This window comes from Prochlorococcus sp. MIT 1201, assembly GCF_047303415.1.
In the GTDB taxonomy this organism is placed as follows: domain Bacteria; phylum Cyanobacteriota; class Cyanobacteriia; order PCC-6307; family Cyanobiaceae; genus Prochlorococcus; species Prochlorococcus marinus_D.
Genome location: NZ_CP138947.1, coordinates 1,746,634 through 1,764,400, shown reverse-complemented (window position 1 = coordinate 1,764,400; position 17,767 = coordinate 1,746,634). Strand labels below are relative to the sequence as shown.

The following is a 17,767-nucleotide window of genomic DNA, read 5'->3' as shown; positions in this document are numbered from 1 at the left end:
TTGTTGAGCATAGCTAAGTTTACAAACTTAGCCAATAACAATCCTAGCTCATTTTGCTGAGTTAGATGAGGCAATAGCGGTTCCCACATCTTGATCAGGAGCAATGTTGGAATAAGCTTTGCTAGCAGGAGCTGCATGAGGTTTAGTTGCTAATCCAAGCAGAGAATTGCAGTCATGAAGTTGGCTTAGCATGATAACGTCTGCCAAAGCAGGGTCTTGCTGAATCGCTTGATCAACAAGTCGTCGCAGTTCAGTCAAAGCCTTTACAGCCTCGCGAGCATGCTCTCCATTCCTATTATGCTGGTTAAATGAACGATTGATCCAATCATCCCAATTAATATCTGGGGTTGGATTACTTAACAGCTCTTGAGACAAAGCATGTACTGAATGTATAAATCTACCTGGACTTCGCATCAGAGGCATGGCAAGGCTTAATAGCGATTTTCCATTTGAATTAAAGCCAGGCAGTATTTGCATCTGATTCGTATCTGCTTCTGAAATATCTATAGGCTTAAAATCAAGAGCAGAGCAATCCTTACTGATAGAAATGAATCGGCCATCACGCGTAGGCATAGCCCAAACACCTTTAAAGTTTTCACCTCGTCGTCGTAACTTCAACGTAATATTAGTATCCATAGCTTTTGCAGTATTTGTTAGTAGTCTTTCCCCTAGTACCGGAGCTAATAGAAGTGCGATAGCTCCTGCCATTGAAGCTTGATTGGAATCCTCAATAGAGGCTATCAATGAATTGATAGCCTCTAAAGCATCTTCCTTTCTGGCTTGCATCCAGTCTTGTACAGATGCTAATGAATTGTTGAACAATGCATTGGTACGTTGTGCTTTTGTTAATTGATTTTGAGAGGCTAGTGATTCATCATTTGTTTGTAGTGAACCATCTGGTTCCTGCTGAGACGTAAGAGACTCAGGCCTTCTATTACTGTTGAGTTTATCTGAGGTCAAGCTGCTCAATGAGTTTGAGGAATTTGAACTCTGCATGGATGGACTACCAATGCTGTTATAAGGTGATCTATTATTGGGCTTATAGCCTTGCGGCGAGCCTGACTGTAGAGAAGGATTGGAATTAGAAGACCTTGCTTCATCATTTATCACTTCCTCATCAGTAATAGAGGAATCATCTATTTCTGATGAGGAAGGATCCTGATTTTGTGGATCGCTAGTTGCATCTTGAGATGTGTCGATCGGATCTTGTATGTCTGGATATTCAGAATCTTGAGGGTTATGGTTATTAGAGGTCTGACCACCTCCCAAAGCTAAGGAGTTACTATTACCACTCGCGACTGCTGATTTTGCAGCAATATCAGAGGTTTTTACAGGTATCAGTGGATCACCAATAATCCCAAAGCGTTGATCAGTATCAAAGAATCCCTGATCAATAAGCAGCATGCTAATGAGATCAGTAGTACTATCTCCGTCCAAATCAATCAGTAGTCCAGACCCATCCATTCGTGGCAGGTAATCGTTACCAAAGCCTTTGCTTAACAACGCTTGTGAAAAATCATCTTCTTTGCGGAGTTTTATGCCAGTTGATAAGGAGCTAGCCTTTGAACCATCTGCGTGGCCATAGAAATAGACATCATAAGCAAGGCCAGAAAGCCACTCTGACATCTCTCCATCCTTGCTTGAGTCATAGGTTAGCTTGCGAGAATTAAATAAATAAGGAGTTCCACTTGATGTTGTCTTGACAAGATCATCGATATCCATACCACCATTTTCGAGACGAATCTGAACGATACTTGATTTTTCTCCTTGAATATCTATGGAAAAATCTAATTCACCCATAGGTGTTTCTGCAATTGTTTGGCTATCTAACAGATCTTCAGCCTTGTCCAAAAGTTCTGCAGATGCCTCTTTCTGCTCAGAATTAATCAACAAGCTATTATCATCATAGGAAGCATCGAGCAATAAAAGAGGCTCTCCATCCTCTGGCTTGCCAAGAATTGCTAAAGAACCTTTCTCTAACTCTTCAATAAATTCCTGCCTCTTGTTACTCTTTACCTGAAGTCTTTCAAATATATCAATAACTTCTGCTTCCTGCTGCTGAAGCTCTTCACCTGCTGAAAGCTTACTGAATATTTGCTTAAGCTCTCCACCATCTCCTCTTGTTAACAGCTCTAAGCCGCCAACTAATGATTCGTCCTCGTTGCTTGAAGCAACAAACAAACGAACTGTTCCACTGCTAATACCAGTTGAATCTCCAAGTCTTCCTGAGCTATCGATCTGTCTAACAATGATCCGATGGTTGCCTACCGGAAGATCTGTTAAGGAATTGACTTTGTGCGTAAAACTTATATCTCCAGTGGATTCGTCTAGCTTGAGTAATCCTTGCAAATCTCGTGGGACCTCGATTTGCCAATTAGCTGTATCACTTGCATCTATATCCGTAAACTGATTCGTAAGTGAGAAGAGTGGTTTCTCAGAAGAGAAGTAATCCTGGGAAAAGAAATCTTGGTTAATTTTTACTGGCTTAACTGAATTAAAGGTTGGAGCAGTATTATCTACCGGTATCCAAATTTCTGAGTAATTGCTCTGAATCTCGCCAAACTGTTTAGAAGTATCTCCTTTAACATGAGTTGATGTCCATAGCTTCAAGGGAATTCCGCTAACTTGTTTTGTACTTAAGGCAGAAGGCAAAAGCTCTATTTGGTTGGGAGCAAGTATAAGCTTTAGATTCTCTAGGTTGCCGTAAGTGTTGCCTGAAATCTGTTGTAGCTTGTTAAGGTTGACGCTAAAGACTGATTGGTCTTGATCATTAATATTAACCTCAAAGAAATCGTGATCATCCTTGCCTTCTAGAACCAACTTTGCATCTGCTGACTTAACAAGAAATCGCAACTCGGCTTCGTCTCCAGTCGGGTCAACGAGTTCAGGTGCATTTATATTTAAGGCTTGGCCTAGATCAATATTTATATTCTTCTTAGTGATAGTACCGAGAGCTTGAGTGTCTAATATCTTCTTATCAGAGCCTCTGTTAAGAACAGTAGCCTCTGCAGACGGTGTAATTGCGACAGTAAGCCAGTCTGTATTAGCTGTAGAACCATCAGAATCTGTAGCCTCTAAGCGGAACATTTGCTCATAAATACTTGTGATGCCTTTAGGAGGGCGCAGATTTAGGCTGACATTGCCATTGATTCCCGGTGCTAGTTCTACAATGCTATTTACAGAAAAATTCTGCTGCGAATCTTGTGCTGATGCTTCAACAAGTCTTATGTCTAGTTTATCTCCATGTATCAGATCCTGGTCCTTAAATAACTTTACCAAAGGAGTCATGTCATTATTGTGTTCTAGATGAGGCTTTTCAGCAAGCCATTTGGCAAGGATATTCTCTGCATTCTTTATTACTTCTGGAGCATCATTTGTATTTGAAATCAGCAATGGCACCTCTGCGCTGCTACTTTTGCCATCCTGATCTGTTGCTGTAATCGTAACGATATAATTGCCGACATCAGCATTACCTGGTGCAAGTATCTCAATATCAGCACCTGCTTGACTAGAGAAAGAATGAACCACACTATTCTCTGAGTCAAACTGTTCACCAAGTCGTCCATTAAGGCCATCGCGGTTAAGGCCCTTTCCTCTATTTAAGCTCACAAGCACTTTTTGATCTGGATCATTAAGAAGCAAATCGAAACTCAACAAACTTTCTTTTGGTTTACTACCTATAGCCTTACCGATTGACAAACCCCCGTCTGGAGCAGAGCCTGCTTTCATGCGTAAACCATTAGTGGTTTCGTAAATTGATTGAAATAGAGGCAGCGAATCTGTAATGGCAGCACTATCTTTAACAAGAGTAAGTGCTGGACTCCATGTCACATCAAGATCAGCACCAATTACACCTTTAAGATCTGTTTTGCGATCATCTGTAGCTTCAACTAATACTCTGAGCAGTGTATTCTTTTCCAGCTTATCTATATCATCAGGTGGCACAGCATCTCCTAGGCTGCCAGATTCAGTGACTCGATAGAATACTGGCTCGATCAAAAGCTTACCGCTTGCGTTAGGTGTGATCGAGCTGCGATGCTCGATACCCAACCAATCAACAACCTGCGGTAACTGATTGCCTTCCTTAGTAACCTTTGTAATTTCATAAGCAAGTGAATCACCATGTATGCTGTCGCTATCAGTAAATAGTTTCGACAGGTCTAGGCGGGAGTAACTTTCTTCATCAATCGTGGCAACTCCGTTTCGTAAGATACCTAATTCAGACAAATCTGGGTTGCTAATGGCTTCCGGAGCTTCATTAACATTGATGACCTCGAGATTAAGGCGATAAGTTGCAACTTCGCCTACATCATCCACAGCCTGCCATTCCAAGGGAGTGATGCCAACATCTAGATTGCCAGGTTTTCCACTCAGCACTCCTCCTGTATTTGATGTAGAAGGTGTGTATTGAAGCCAAGCAGGAAGAAAAGACGGAGTAATCTGGTCAATGCGATCAGTGATATCAGCATCACTAAAGAGCCCCTCAAGATTGAGCTGCCAAGACTCTTGATCTTGATTAACCCGGACTCTTTCCTCCCAGACTCCTTCACGCACAAGGATGGCATTATCACGAACAACGATTGGAGCGTCATTAATATTCAGCACATTGATATTCAGCTCTTTTGTCATACTCGCTCCCCTTTGATCTGTCGCTCGCAGACGCAACACATGCGAGCCAACATTTTCTTTACCTATAGCCTGAACAACCAATTCACCATCTTTCACACTGGCAAAACCATCTAGACTTGAGCTCCATCCGCTATCATCATCACTGATAGTGTATGTAAGAATATCACCATTGATTTTATCCTCATCACTGAATGCAGTTTCAAGGTCTATTTGTATTCGCTGCCTTAGATCAAGATTGCGACTAAAGATTTCATTGCCTTCATTGCTAATAACTTCCCAGTCTTTCAAGGCTTCCCTGTTGAAGGTTGGCTCTGCATTTACATCTCCAACGTCCAAGCTTAGCTTCATCGTTGTAACTTGGCCTAACGGATCGCTAGCGGTAATCAAGAATTTGAGCATGCCAACGTCAGCATTGCTTGGACTTCCAGCCAAGATCCCTTCTGAACTTAGACTAAGCCAGGATGGTAGTGCCCCAATACTTCCATTCTCGTCCAGAGTGTTGACGCTAAGTGACAGCTCGCTACTGTTATTATCTACGTCTTTAAAACGAGATAACAAATCCCATTGACCACTCTCTCCCTCTTGAATAGCGCTTAGGTCACTGTCATCGATAATCTCAGGCTTATCATTGAATTGAGTCAAGAAAATACTTACCGTTGAGATATCTGTACTCAAGACATCTCCATTTTTGCCAACACTAAAGGCTTGAACATCAAAACTAAATTCACCAGACTGGTTCGCAGGGCCTAGCCAGTGCATCTGTTGCCATTGAACATAAGGCAACCTTAAAGTTGATGTTAATTCATTGTCTTGATTGGTATTGACTGGTTGGCTATATGAGGGAGATGAAGAATCACTATTGCTATTAATCAGACGAACAAACTTCGAGCCTGCAGGCAAGCCGCTAATTTCCAATTCTAATGTTTGGCCGACTCCTCTTCCTCTTAGCTGAGCATTAATGACACCTTCTAATTGAGCAAGTAATGGGATCGGTAAATCTTCTAGACCTTCCATGACTCCGCGCACCTCAAGTAGTGGGATCTGGGTAACAGAGTTGGCAGCAACCGTAAGTTTTGTCATTGCTGCTTGAATTTGATCATCACCATCGTGAGATGTAGGAGTAAAAGTAATCGTTAGATCATCTGCAATTTCCCCAAGGTAGAGACTAAGATTATCAAAATCATCATCTTGAATTTCCCAGCGACCATCTGTCAATTGTGTGGCGGGAACATTAAAGCGGCTATGGGATGGCAGGCTAACGGGCTTGCCATCAACACCAATAGCACCGATCACAATTGAAAGGCGTTCCGATTGATCACTATCAGGAGAGCTGACGATTGGTTTGAGGCTATCTAAATTCAACCATCCATTGCTCTCGATTAGTAATTTTTTAGCTTCAGATTGGTCAAGTAGGAGGGTTGGCATATCGGCAACTGCTTTGACACTAAAGTTGATATGTTTTAATGCTGTCGCTGACTTGCCACCATCCACAGGTGCCCTACTAATCACTTCAATATCGAAGCCAAATTGACCAGCTTGATGCTCATTTGGTTGCAATTGCCAGCCATCTAGGCTCGACAGAATAAAGGTTTTATTGACCTTGTCTGGCACGCAAATCTGACCATCAGGATCTATAAGTTTGATGCCCTCTGTTATTTCAGAAATACGGTAACTAAGAATATCCTTTTTATTAGCTGCTACAACCTGAATGAAATCGCTAATGTCTACTCCATTAGAGTCTTCTAATATAGTGGGAGCATCTAGAAGAGTAATCTTAGCAGCTCTTGCATTGCGGATAAAACCAAGTGTCAGCTCTTTAGACTCACTCCGAGCAAGCTGGCCATTGCTAATTTCTCGACTGACACTTGAGACAGAGACGCTGAAACTGTCAACTTGCTCTATCCCTTTGTCTACCAGCTTCACCTCTGATAAATCTTTAGCACTTATCATTACAATCTGCTCACCATCAGAATTGACATGGCTAATCGGTTGCCAATTAGCATCAGTTTGATGTTTCAAGGAAAGGCCTTGGGGTAACTTGAACTCAAGTCGTAATTCCTCGGAACCATCTGTGTCTTTAAGACCCGACGTAGGAGTCTGTTGCTTGATCAAGCTAGATAGGGAAACAGAGCCTCCCTCCAAAAGAGCAGGAGGAGACTCGTTATAAACAACATCAGAGGGTGTATCTGCAATCGCCCGAATAGTTATGAGTGCATCCTGGCTCGTGCGGCCGATATTACCGTTGGAAGCTTCTGTTGCCACAGCATGCCATTTAAATTGCAATATGCCAGAGAAGTCTTCTGCAGCATGCAATTCCACTCCTTCGAGCTCTTCAGAACTAAACCTATAGACACCCTCTTCGGAATCTAAAACAACATGCTTATCCCCAGTCACTAAGCGTTGCAACACAACTCCATCTGGGATTGCACTCAACTCGTAATGCATGATTTCTGAACCATCATCGTCAATAAGTTCTGCTCGCTTGAGAATTTGATTTAATGCAAGAGACTGGTCTTCATTGATGGTTACGTTATTCAATTGCAACAGAGGCTCATCAGCAACTGCTACAACATCCAAAGCCATACTTGTAAGTGCAGAACTAAGTAATGAGCCATCAGGCTGTAGCTGACTGATCAACACCTGCAAATTTGCATTTCCACTCCAGTTTTGACCAGGGATCAGTTCGACTTGGCCGTCATTAGCATTCAGTTCAGACCATGTAAATAACCAATCACCACGAGAATCACGAACACCTACAGAAGGAACAATCTCAGCTGGCAAACCTGACATCCGAACCAAGGTGAAGTCATCCAAGCCATTCTCTGACCACTTAGCACTGCCCTGACTCTTCAATTTGAGTGGAACAGGATTACCATTCTCCTGTAACTGCAGACGACTTAAACGTGATTGAAGCCCTGTAACTAATTTATCAGTAACTAGCTCAGTACTTGATCCCATTGCCGAAACTTTATTCACTCCATGATCTGTTTGATTTGAAATCATTCCAGATTCGCCAACTTGCTGAACATCTATCCCTTCTAACTGAAGGTCTAATTGTGCTGTAAATGCTGGTGCGACCCGAAGGCCGACGTCATAAAGTTCGTAGATGTCTGCGGGTTTGCCAAGACTGGCTCCACTGAGACGACGCAACACTGCATTGTCCGCAGCCCACTCAGGTTGTTCGGCGAGCGTTATTAGCGTGTCTAAATTAATCGATTCTAGAAAATTATTGATGGGTTGTAGCTCATCAAATTCGCTGATTGCATCGCCATCATCAAACCAAAGTTGCAATTGACTCCATGATGAGTCAAGGCTATTGAGCAGCCCATCATTGTTGGCATCCAGGCTGGCTAGAGCCGAACTACCAGATAGAAAACTACGTTGACGACTTTCTGTCTGAAAATATTCCGAAAGCAGTTCGCTAATAGAGCTTATCTTTATGTCAGCATTAGCAGAGTCATTACTGACATCGTTGAGCACAACAAAACCGGCATTAAATTGTCCATTTGCATTCGCATCCGGCTTAAGCCAGGCCGTGGGGACTTCAGGACTCTCAGGTAGCATTTCAAAGCTCACACCACTACCATCACTCGCTAACGAAGTAAGTGGGAGGCCTTGCTTTTCGGTCAAATCAAGAATCAGAGGATCGACAAATCGTGTAGCTGCAGACAAGCTTTGTACAGAATTAAATCCGCCATTCATGGCCTCAAGATTAAGTTTATGCTTAATAATCTCAGATCTGGAATCGCCACCAGGTTGGTTACTAATTCGAGCAGTGAGTGCTAAATTCAGATAAGCACCATTAAGGCTGACCGCATTCTTATCAGTAGCAACAAGGAACAGATTGCCGTCATTAACCGTTGTATACCCAATTGAACTAGCAGCTTCTTGTTTGTCTTTAGAATTTAAGGTGAATAATGTCATCGTGCCAAATGCGTCTGTTGCACCTACAGCTTGAAACGTGTCGTTCACCTTCTCCGCTAATACATAGCCAGCTGGAATGTTAATTACAGCCAGAGTAAGATCTTCATTTATATTCTGCTTACCAGATGCACCAATCCCGCGTTGTACAGAGATTGTCAGCGCACCTGTCTCAGGGTTGAAATTTAGACAGGGCTCGTCTTTAAATGGTTCAGTTATAAACTTAGGAGCCAGAGCAACTTGAGCAACATCCCAGGCGAAAGGACGATCCTCAACTTCACATGCAAGGCCATTTGTGATATCAATTGCCAATTCAAGTGGATCTAAATGCTCTCTAAGTACAGAACGTGCGGACGCCAATACACTTAAACGACCTTCAAAACTACCTTTAAAACTAGCAGGACTAGTGATCCCCATATCAAGTTTATCTGGCAAAGGCTGTTGCTCACTATCGAAAGTGATAATGAAGCGCCTATTGACAGCTTCTCCTAATTGATTTGGTAAAAGTTTTGAACTGATTTGAGCTCCCTTGATGTTGATCGAGCTATCTGCAGGTAAGTCGAGTTGCAATTGCAGACTCTTAGCTGCATCAGGTAGGTCGAGCTCAAGTTGAAGCATTGCTTCTTCGCCAGAGCGCTGGATGCTCACTGGAGGTCTCAATAGCAATTCAGGGGCCTGTTTTAATAACGGACAGGGATTTGTGCTGAGAGTTTTTGCTGTGGAGAAAGCTTGCGTGCCATTGCTGGCTTCAGTACTGATCGCTTCAACAATCAGAGAAGTATCTTGATGGGCTGCATCTGTGCTGCGAAGATATGCAGATTGCCACTCATCTGTAGTCAGTAAAAGTAAATCACCTTGACGCTCTCCGAGCTCTACACCGCTTTGATCAGTGATCAAGAGATCGGGGCGATTGCCTGGTAATTCAACACGATAACTAAGTTGTTCGCGTGGATCGACACTATTTGCTATGAGCCGACTTGCGAGAGTTTCAAGCCTTAGTGAATCACTGCTGTGCAATTCACTTCTAATACTATCTACCCAAAGGGGCGAATTGGCAGTTGGCTCAAGAGTGAATGTAACAGCCTGAGTGATTGTCTCAGAGACAAGGCCGGTATCGCCAAGTTCACTTCGAATGGAAACATCTAACTTGAAATCACCGATTGCGTGCTCATCATCAGCAACTTTGAATTGTAAATCATCCATAATAGCTTGAACTTGTTCTGCTGATCCAGTGATTTGCCATTGACGTTGAGTGCTAGAATAAGTTGAATTGACCACGTCAACTCCATCTATTTCTACAAGATTTAATGGTTGTTGTTTTCCTAGCGGCTGTTTAATTGTGAGGTGGACCAATTCACCATCTCGTGGCCTAAGAGTGAATTGAACGAGATCATTTAGTTGAACGAGGGACCCTTCTGGTTTCTTATGAACATCATCTAGAGCTACAAGCTCAGGGGTGGTGCAAGTGCGCTGTAGTTTAAGTGAAAGATCAAAACTGGCTGATTCACCAGAAGTATCAGTAGCAATTAATCTAACCTGCCACTGGCTCAATCCGCCATACGCATCAAGCCCAAGGCCAGTAGTATTTCCTTTTATCGTCAATGTCTTAGGATCAAATTCAAAGGGAGGGGGATGATTGTCCTTTGATTGCCTAAATAAATTTGTTGCGCCTTGCAACTCAAGAGTGAGTTGTTCAGAGCCACTCATAATTAAATCTGGATCAGAGAAAAGAGAGCGAGGAAGCTCCAGCAATACATCGTCCTCTTCAGCTAATGTTATTTCCAAACCACTGAGTTTATTCGATTGATTACTACTTTCAGAGGAGTTGATTACTGTTGCACTATTGATGCCTTCTGTCCTCAAAGATTCAAGTAGATCATCTGCACTAGCAAAGCTGACAATAGGTGAACTATTGCGATGGCGAACAAGTAGAGGAACTATTGCTGATGCACTCAAGCCTGCCGAATCTGTAGAGCTCACTCGCAGGATATGCTGACCAATCTCTTCAACACTTGGATTAATTTTCAGCAGGCCAGAATTCTCATCCCAACTGAGCCATGCTGGACGCTGATCTTGCGACAGATTATGATCTGCTAAATCAATCACTTTGCCAGTTCCGATATCAAGTTCAACATGAAGTTCTAATTTCTCGCCAGGCACGATATTCAGGTCAGGATCATTGAACCAAGTCTTTAAATCAATGATGCGTTCTAAGCCAGTAAATAATGCATTAGGATCAGTTTCACTTAGGGGAGCCTCTCCAGAGGCAATAGGAAGCTGAGCAGATATGAATTCAGAAAGCAATTTAGTGCGGTGAGGCGTATCATTAACATTTTCAACGTTAAGGCTGATAGATTGATCAACAAAAAGACCTGACGCGTCTACAGCTCTGATAACAAACCTATTAATGCCAACATCCCTGCTTCCTGCTGTACCAGTCAGGGTTCCATTGGCGTGATCAATCTGGATCCATGCCGGTGGAGACTGATCACCTTCTGCTGCAACAAGTTGATAGTGAAGTTGTTCATCTCTATCTACAGACAAATCTGGGTCAACAAAAGCACCTTTTGGCAACCTATAAGTAAAGCTCTCTCCTTGAATCAGGTGCGGAGGAACAATTGATACTGATGAATCAACCTGAGGCCTGTCATTAACGTTTTTAACGTCAATTAAAAGCTGTTGTTTAGCCGTGCCTCCTCTACCATCATCTGCGACAACAGTAACACTATAACTACCTACATCAGAATTATTGGGGACACCGATCAGTCGGCCCGTTTGACTATCAACCTCTAGCCAACTCGGGGCTGAAACCAGTTTGTAATGAAGACTAGAATCATCCTGATCTCTAAATAGACGGCCAAGATCGTGGCTTAGTGATTGCCCCTGTAGTAATTCAGGAGTAAAGCTTTCTGAAGGAATCTCTTTTTCTGTTAAAGCTATTGGTGCATCATTAACCTCACTTACAGCTACAGCCAAATGAGTGGTTAGGCCGCTATCTAGTTCCCCCTGCTGGAGAGTAAAGGCATAACTGCCAACTTGCTCTTGCGTAGGCTGAGCTTTTAGAACCCAAGCATTAGGGCTCTGGCCATCAAGAACAAGAATTTGTTGATCATTTAAAGCGATACCTCCATTCGTTGGTGACATGGTGACCTGCATTTGCAGATCAGGAGCCAGAGAAGGATCTTCAACCTGAAAAGCTAAGCGGGCGAAGAGCGTTTGCGGATCTGCCGCACTTAAATTCCCGAGTGCCTCACCAAGTCCTGCATTAGGGAGCGCAGCAGCGCCTATGCCCACAAGTGTTTCGCGGGGTAGATCACTAGCGCTTTCTGGCTGAAGTGTTGTGAGCTTGCCTGTTTTCTGAAAAAGTGGCAAATGATTACGCTCAAACACCTGATTTGAACGGTTTTGATCAACAATCAAATCCAATGCTGAGGCATTCCAATTGAGAACCAGTTCAAGGCCAATCAGACCGAGACCATCGGGTCGACGATCTTGAACATGAATCTCTACCCAAAGCTTCTTTGGATCCTGAGGATCAGATTCAAAGGTTTGACTAATCACAAGACGTCCGTCTCCCACTAGTTCTGGGGTGGGAGACATCTGCATCACCTCTAGCCAATTAGGCAAAGGCGGTGGCGAGACACCAGGCAACGAAAAAGCACGAAGGCTCCATGGGCCGTTGGCCTCAGCCATTGGTGGATACTCTCCCAATGGCATGAGCGTGGTCTGATCTTCAAACCACTCTTCAACCTTGAAGGGAATATTGAGTGGCAAGTCCTGCTCATTGAGCTGTGGAGCTCCATCTTGATCAAGAGGACGCCAATTAATAGCATCAAGATTAAGATGATCTTTTACGTCTGGGAACTTTCCAACTGAAGAGAACGTTGCTTGCCCATCTATTGAGTAGAAATCAATGACTGGTTCGATTTGTGTTGCCTCTAATTTATTGTCTTCACTATCAGCCACACGTGCCTGGACTTGGACTTGGCGCTGCAAATTAACGTGCACTGATTGTTTGCCTTGCTCCTCTATGCCTCCATTTTGATAGTCGTGCAAAGGGTTAAAAGGAACCTCTTCTCCTTCTAACGAAGGAACAGCAAGAGCCTTTGCCTCTTTTAAAAATTGATCATCCAAGTCTGAATCTGGATTTTTTTCTAACAGAACGTCAGCCAGTTGATCAGTATTCTGATAAACAAGAAAAGGATCACTAGCAAATTCATTGCCTAAAAGAGGAGAAAGATTGTTTGAAATTAGAGGTAAAGAATCTGACTCAAGGCTTATGTAGAGACCAGAAAGAGAATCCGGAGCTGTATGAGTTGGTTCTGGAGTATCAATCTGGTCAGAACTTGTAGCCTCAAAATACAAGTCAATATTGGCACCCAAAAGAGTTGGATCTGGAGTGGATTGATCCAAATCGGCAGAATGCAAATCCTGCTCAAGAGATGGAGCTGGATAGGCTGATCCATGCAGTACTAATTGAGAATCCCACGGAGAAGGTTCATAGAGGTTATCAACATCAAGACCAGGTACATCGCCCGCTAATTTCTGGATTGAGCTATCTAGTTCCTGCTGCTCCAAGGAAATAGATTCACCATTTTGCCATGCAGGTGAAACCTTCTGATCATCCAGGTCTAGATTAACTGAAGCAGTCTCTTGATTGAGTGAATCTGAGGGAGAATCATAAATAATCTCTGGAGCAGAAAAAGAATATTGAACAGCATCATGCTCCGTATTAGTTGCATCGTCGGTCCAGTTTACTGATGCGAGCTGTTCATCCATCGAGCCATTAGCCGGACTTGTTATTTAGCGGTAAAAGATAGAAAGACTTAGAAGTAATTTCTAGCTTATATAAAGACAATATCCAAGAAGGAGTAATGGAAAAATCTTGGTTTTGTTTTGAGGTTTGCATATCAAAGGTTCCATTTGGTTTAATGTTAAATATGAGTGAATTGATGGCTTTTAAGGTTTTGTCTGGGGAAAATAAACTCAGCTAGGTGGAGCTAGGGTCTTGGAAGAAATCACCTGCAATATCATCTGTTGTTGAGGTTGCTGCTAGACCACCTTGAACCTCTGTTGGCCCATTGCCTCCGACTGCATCGCCTGCGGCGCCTGCTCCTACATCTAGAGGTGCTACGTAATCTGAATCGGCAGCGAATTCAAGAGTATTGGCATCCTTGAATGCTTTGTTGTCCCATTCACCTGCGGCTAGGCCATCGGTTCCGGCATCGCCATCATGATCATAAAACTGTTGATCAAGATCAGCCCAGGTGAAATCACTGCTTTTCCCAGTAAACGACTCGGAAGCATCATGCAGTGATTTACCCCAATCAGCATCAATGGCCTCCAGATCAAGCATGCTGATTGTGCCATCAAAATTGGCGTCCACATCGAGAGCTCGTGCGCCTTCATTAACTGTCGAAACAGTTGTTGCGACTCCATCACTATCTGTTACTAATGTCTCAGTGGTTCCACTTGTTTGACGCGCTGCGCCAGCATTGAGATAGGCTATATCTTTCATTGACACGCGACCGTCGTAATTGAGATCGCCTGCAAAAGTAATTAGGTTTTTAGAACCTTGGCCAGTATTAAATTGTGCTGCACCGCCATCGGCCTTAATCTGATAAATACCATCACTGAGATCAACAACATTTCCTGCAGCGCCGGTAATTTTGATAGCAGCATGAACTTTGCCACTTTCAGCAGCAGTGGCAATATATTCTCCATCAATGAATGATCCACCAACCATGTTGTTCAGCTTAGTTGCATCATCATTGATAAAATAACTTCTTGTTGCATCCTCAACCAACTCAGCATATGCATTTGTCTGGTTATTATCTGAATCCTTAATTCCACTAATGATTATGTTATTGGCGGTCATATTGCCTACATTCTTCCACTCATTTACGGTTTCAATAGTATCGCCTGAACGAACGAGGTTTGTGAATGCTGCATCCGAACCTATTGTTCGCTGAGTTCCCATAACGATCCCAGAAGTCTGGCCCAGATTCACTGCAGCTTCAAAGAGTGTGACGGCATCACCGCTTACTGCAACTTTGCTTCCTGCTACATCACCAAGATCTCTCAAGCTCTGAATATTCTTATTAACAAAGCCGTTTGAATCTACAGCAGATTTTGAGAGGATCGTTTCGTCACTATTTGCACTAATCGTAAACTCAAGTGGATTAGCTACCAGCTGACCTGTTGCATTGTCTCTCCCTAAGGTCTCAATTTGCGTTTCGTCAAAGTTTAGATTAATCGTGGCGAGAACACCATCAGCAATAGTAGAAGGGATGCCATCTCCTCCTGTCAGCATTTCCGACAGACTACTTGCTGCTATTCGGATTGTTCCCTCTCCATTTGTTCCTTTATCAATAAGAACAGCATTTGCTATTGGCATTTCTGCGCCAATAGTGATGTCACTGGCCTGGATATCATTAAATATTCTCGAGTCATAGCCGATCGTGATATCTGCTCCTTCTAAATCGAAGCCTCCTAATGCTTGAGCTGTAATCTGTAGTGTGTATTCTTTACCATAGATATCATTTTGAAAGTCTGTATCTTGCCCTAGAACACCGATTTGCTTCAGAGCTTTAGTTGGGTCGATATAGGCTTGAGGGTCATAATCAGTTGATACATCTTTGGCGAATACGTTGTAACCAAATTTTACGGCTTCTCCGTTTGTAGATCCTGACCATTCTCCACCTTCTCCAGAGATAGCTGAACTCTTCGCCTGGATAGAGGAAATTTGCAAAGCTTCGGGAGCTGACCAAAGATTTGTAAGTTTAATTTCACCAATGTTGTCATATATTTCTGGAGCCCAACTGCCTCCATTGTCGGAGAAAGCTTCAAATTCACCGGTGCTGGTTTTATCAAGGTATGTCTCGGAACGCTGTTCATAAGTTGTTTCAGTTAGTTCTACCCAATTCCAGTTCTGATCGTATCCCCACCCACCACTAGTTGAGTATCCCCAGTAATCAAAATCTGGCGTCGAAGTTACTGCCTCCGTCCAATAATTAGTGTATTCCTTAGCATCTGTCAGTTCATTTCCATCCCTAGAAAGCCTGACCTCTGAAAAAACACCATTGGGGTCATAGGTGGCTTGGCTCATATAAATAGAAACGGCGTCATCTTCCTTTAATTTAAGAGTGATATCCCTTGCATTAAGATCCTCAATAGAGGTGTCGTTGGATCTGAGTTCGGGATTGTATTCATAGATTTTTCTCTTGATATTTTTGAAATCAGTACTCTGAAGTTCGAATCGGCCATCTTCTCTGTCATACCCTAATCGTAATTCAACACCTTCTAACTTGTTGTCTTCGTCATATACATCGAAAGATATTGTCGAAGAGATAGATTTGTTGAGACCGAGTAATTTGCTGCCTGCATAGCCTTTGTCAATATTTAAACTGAGTTTGTCTAGGAAATCTTCAGTCTTGAGTAAGTCGAAGTCAATACCTTTTGCTGCACTCGTATCTAGAACTCCTTCAGCCTGGGAGATGCCGGATGCTTCATTAAAACTCTCGTCACTATCAAATAAGCTGGAATCAAGCTTTGTTTTAAACTGAAAATTTAAACTGCTAGTATCAAGCATATTATCGTAGTCTTCATTCAAGCCTGTTCGGGGCCATAACTCAGTTCCTCGGAATTCGATATCTTTTAGAGTCCATAGTATTTCGCCTGTGTTGTTACTGGTCGGAAGATCTTTATGCGCGTCGCCAACATTTTTTATGAACCATGAGGTTTTACTACTGTCATTCAGTTCAAATTCGAAGCTAGTTCCGGTCCATTGACCGTCAGTCAATATTGAATTAACGGCAGTCTCTCTAGTCGGCCAGCCTGGGGTCGTTGTCCATGATTTTTCATGGTTTCCAATAGAAAGTGTTACATCATCACCATATTGAGATGTAAAATCAGCGGTAAAGATTGCGTCTCCTCGCCTCCTGACGTTATCAAGATTAAGATCGAAGGCAAGTGCAGTTTCTAGGCTTTGGCTGAAATCCTTTAGCGTTTCAGCGCCATTATGAATGGCTCCTATATCAATTACTCTGACCCCCTGATCATCAGTGCTAATTCCTGTTGCTTCTAGAGATGCATCTGCCCAATTAGCTGAGAGGTCCTCTGGGCCCACGATCTGCCCACCAGAGTCTGGATTGCTCTCAAGGGCAATGTCTTTAAGGTCTTTCCAAAATGCGCTGTCAAATGAAATCTTTATATCTGGGGTTAGAGTTCTCGCTTCTTCAGAACTGATGGAGCTACGATATGGATCGAGTGAAGGATTATTGAGGATTCTTATCTCATCAGAACTGTATGGATTATTGGGGTCAAAGCTTTTCGATTCTCTGTACCTGAACTCCGTAGGCGATAAAGTAAGACAAATCTCACCTTCTTCAGCACGGGCAAAGTCCCCATTGCCATCAAAGAAATGGCTGTTATATAAGATGCTATTTGAAGGAAAATTCTTGTCAGAATTATCTGACACGAAATCACTTATTTTTCTTACAAGGCTGCTGCTTGAGATATTGATTTCAGCAACCGACTCACCTGCTTCGTTCGTAGTAAAGGTATCTCCATCATTTGCATTCCAGCGCCCATTTACCCCCACGGATGACCAGTTATTTAAAACGGTAAATGTTGGGTCTTTGTCCGCGTCTAGAGGGCTGTAGTAAAGACTCCATCTTGCCTTTGCATCAATCTCAGTTATGCCCTGATCGGCAAAATTTCCTACTGCTTCAAATTTTGTATCTCGTATAATATCATGTAATTCGCTAACACTTTTAACGGTTTTTGTTACTGAGCTTGATGTGTCTATCTGACTCTGTAAGTCTACCCAGTTGTTATTTACTCCTTGATAGCCCCAGCCAAATGCTCCTGAATTCCCTCCACCTTCTCCACTTCCCGTGCCATATCCACCTGATCCATCTCCCATGGTAGGGCTGCCATGTCCACCTTCTCCACTTCCCGTGCCATATCCACCTGATCCATCTCCCATGCTAGGGCTGCCATACCCAGTACCAGTAGGGCTGCCATACCCAGTACCACTAGTTGCATCCCAGCCAGGCGGAATCAGGACGCCGTTCTGGTCGTACTGGGGAGCTTCTCCGGGTTCGTCATGTGGCATACCAGTTCTCCCGCTTAGTCTTATATCTATATCTAATATAGCTCGCAAGTCCTAGTTTGATCCCATATCCCCATAGGTTTACTAATTTTAATGTCGCTA

The 17,767-nt window shown here is 43.1% G+C and carries 3 protein-coding genes; all 3 read right to left on the bottom strand.

Going from position 1 to position 17,767, the window contains the following annotated elements; translation table 11 throughout:
* Window positions 1-48: 48 nt before the first annotated feature.
* A complete protein-coding gene (locus SIB41_RS08470) occupies window positions 49-13,329 on the bottom strand; it encodes a putative Ig domain-containing protein (protein ID WP_413358197.1) in 13,281 nt (4,426 codons plus the stop codon).
* A gap of 211 nt (window positions 13,330-13,540) precedes the next feature.
* Window positions 13,541-17,476, bottom strand: coding sequence for a hypothetical protein (locus SIB41_RS08465; protein WP_413358195.1), 3,936 nt, complete (start codon window positions 17,474-17,476; stop codon window positions 13,541-13,543).
* Entirely contained in the window at window positions 17,389-17,598 is a 210-nt protein-coding gene (locus SIB41_RS08460) for a hypothetical protein (protein WP_413358193.1), read from the bottom strand. Before SIB41_RS08460 ends, SIB41_RS08465 begins: the two co-directional genes overlap by 88 nt.
* Window positions 17,599-17,767: the final 169 nt, after the last annotated feature.

Bases quoted from the DNA above. Each gene is read 5' to 3' on its own strand.
- SIB41_RS08470 (WP_413358197.1), bottom strand. From the start codon at position 13,329: ATGGATGAACAGCTCGCATCAGTAAACTGGACCGACGATGCAACTAAT.
- SIB41_RS08465 (WP_413358195.1), bottom strand. From the start codon at position 17,476: ATGGGAGATGGATCAGGTGGATATGGCACGGGAAGTGGAGAAGGTGGA.
- SIB41_RS08460 (WP_413358193.1), bottom strand. From the start codon at position 17,598: ATGCAACTAGTGGTACTGGGTATGGCAGCCCTACTGGTACTGGGTATG.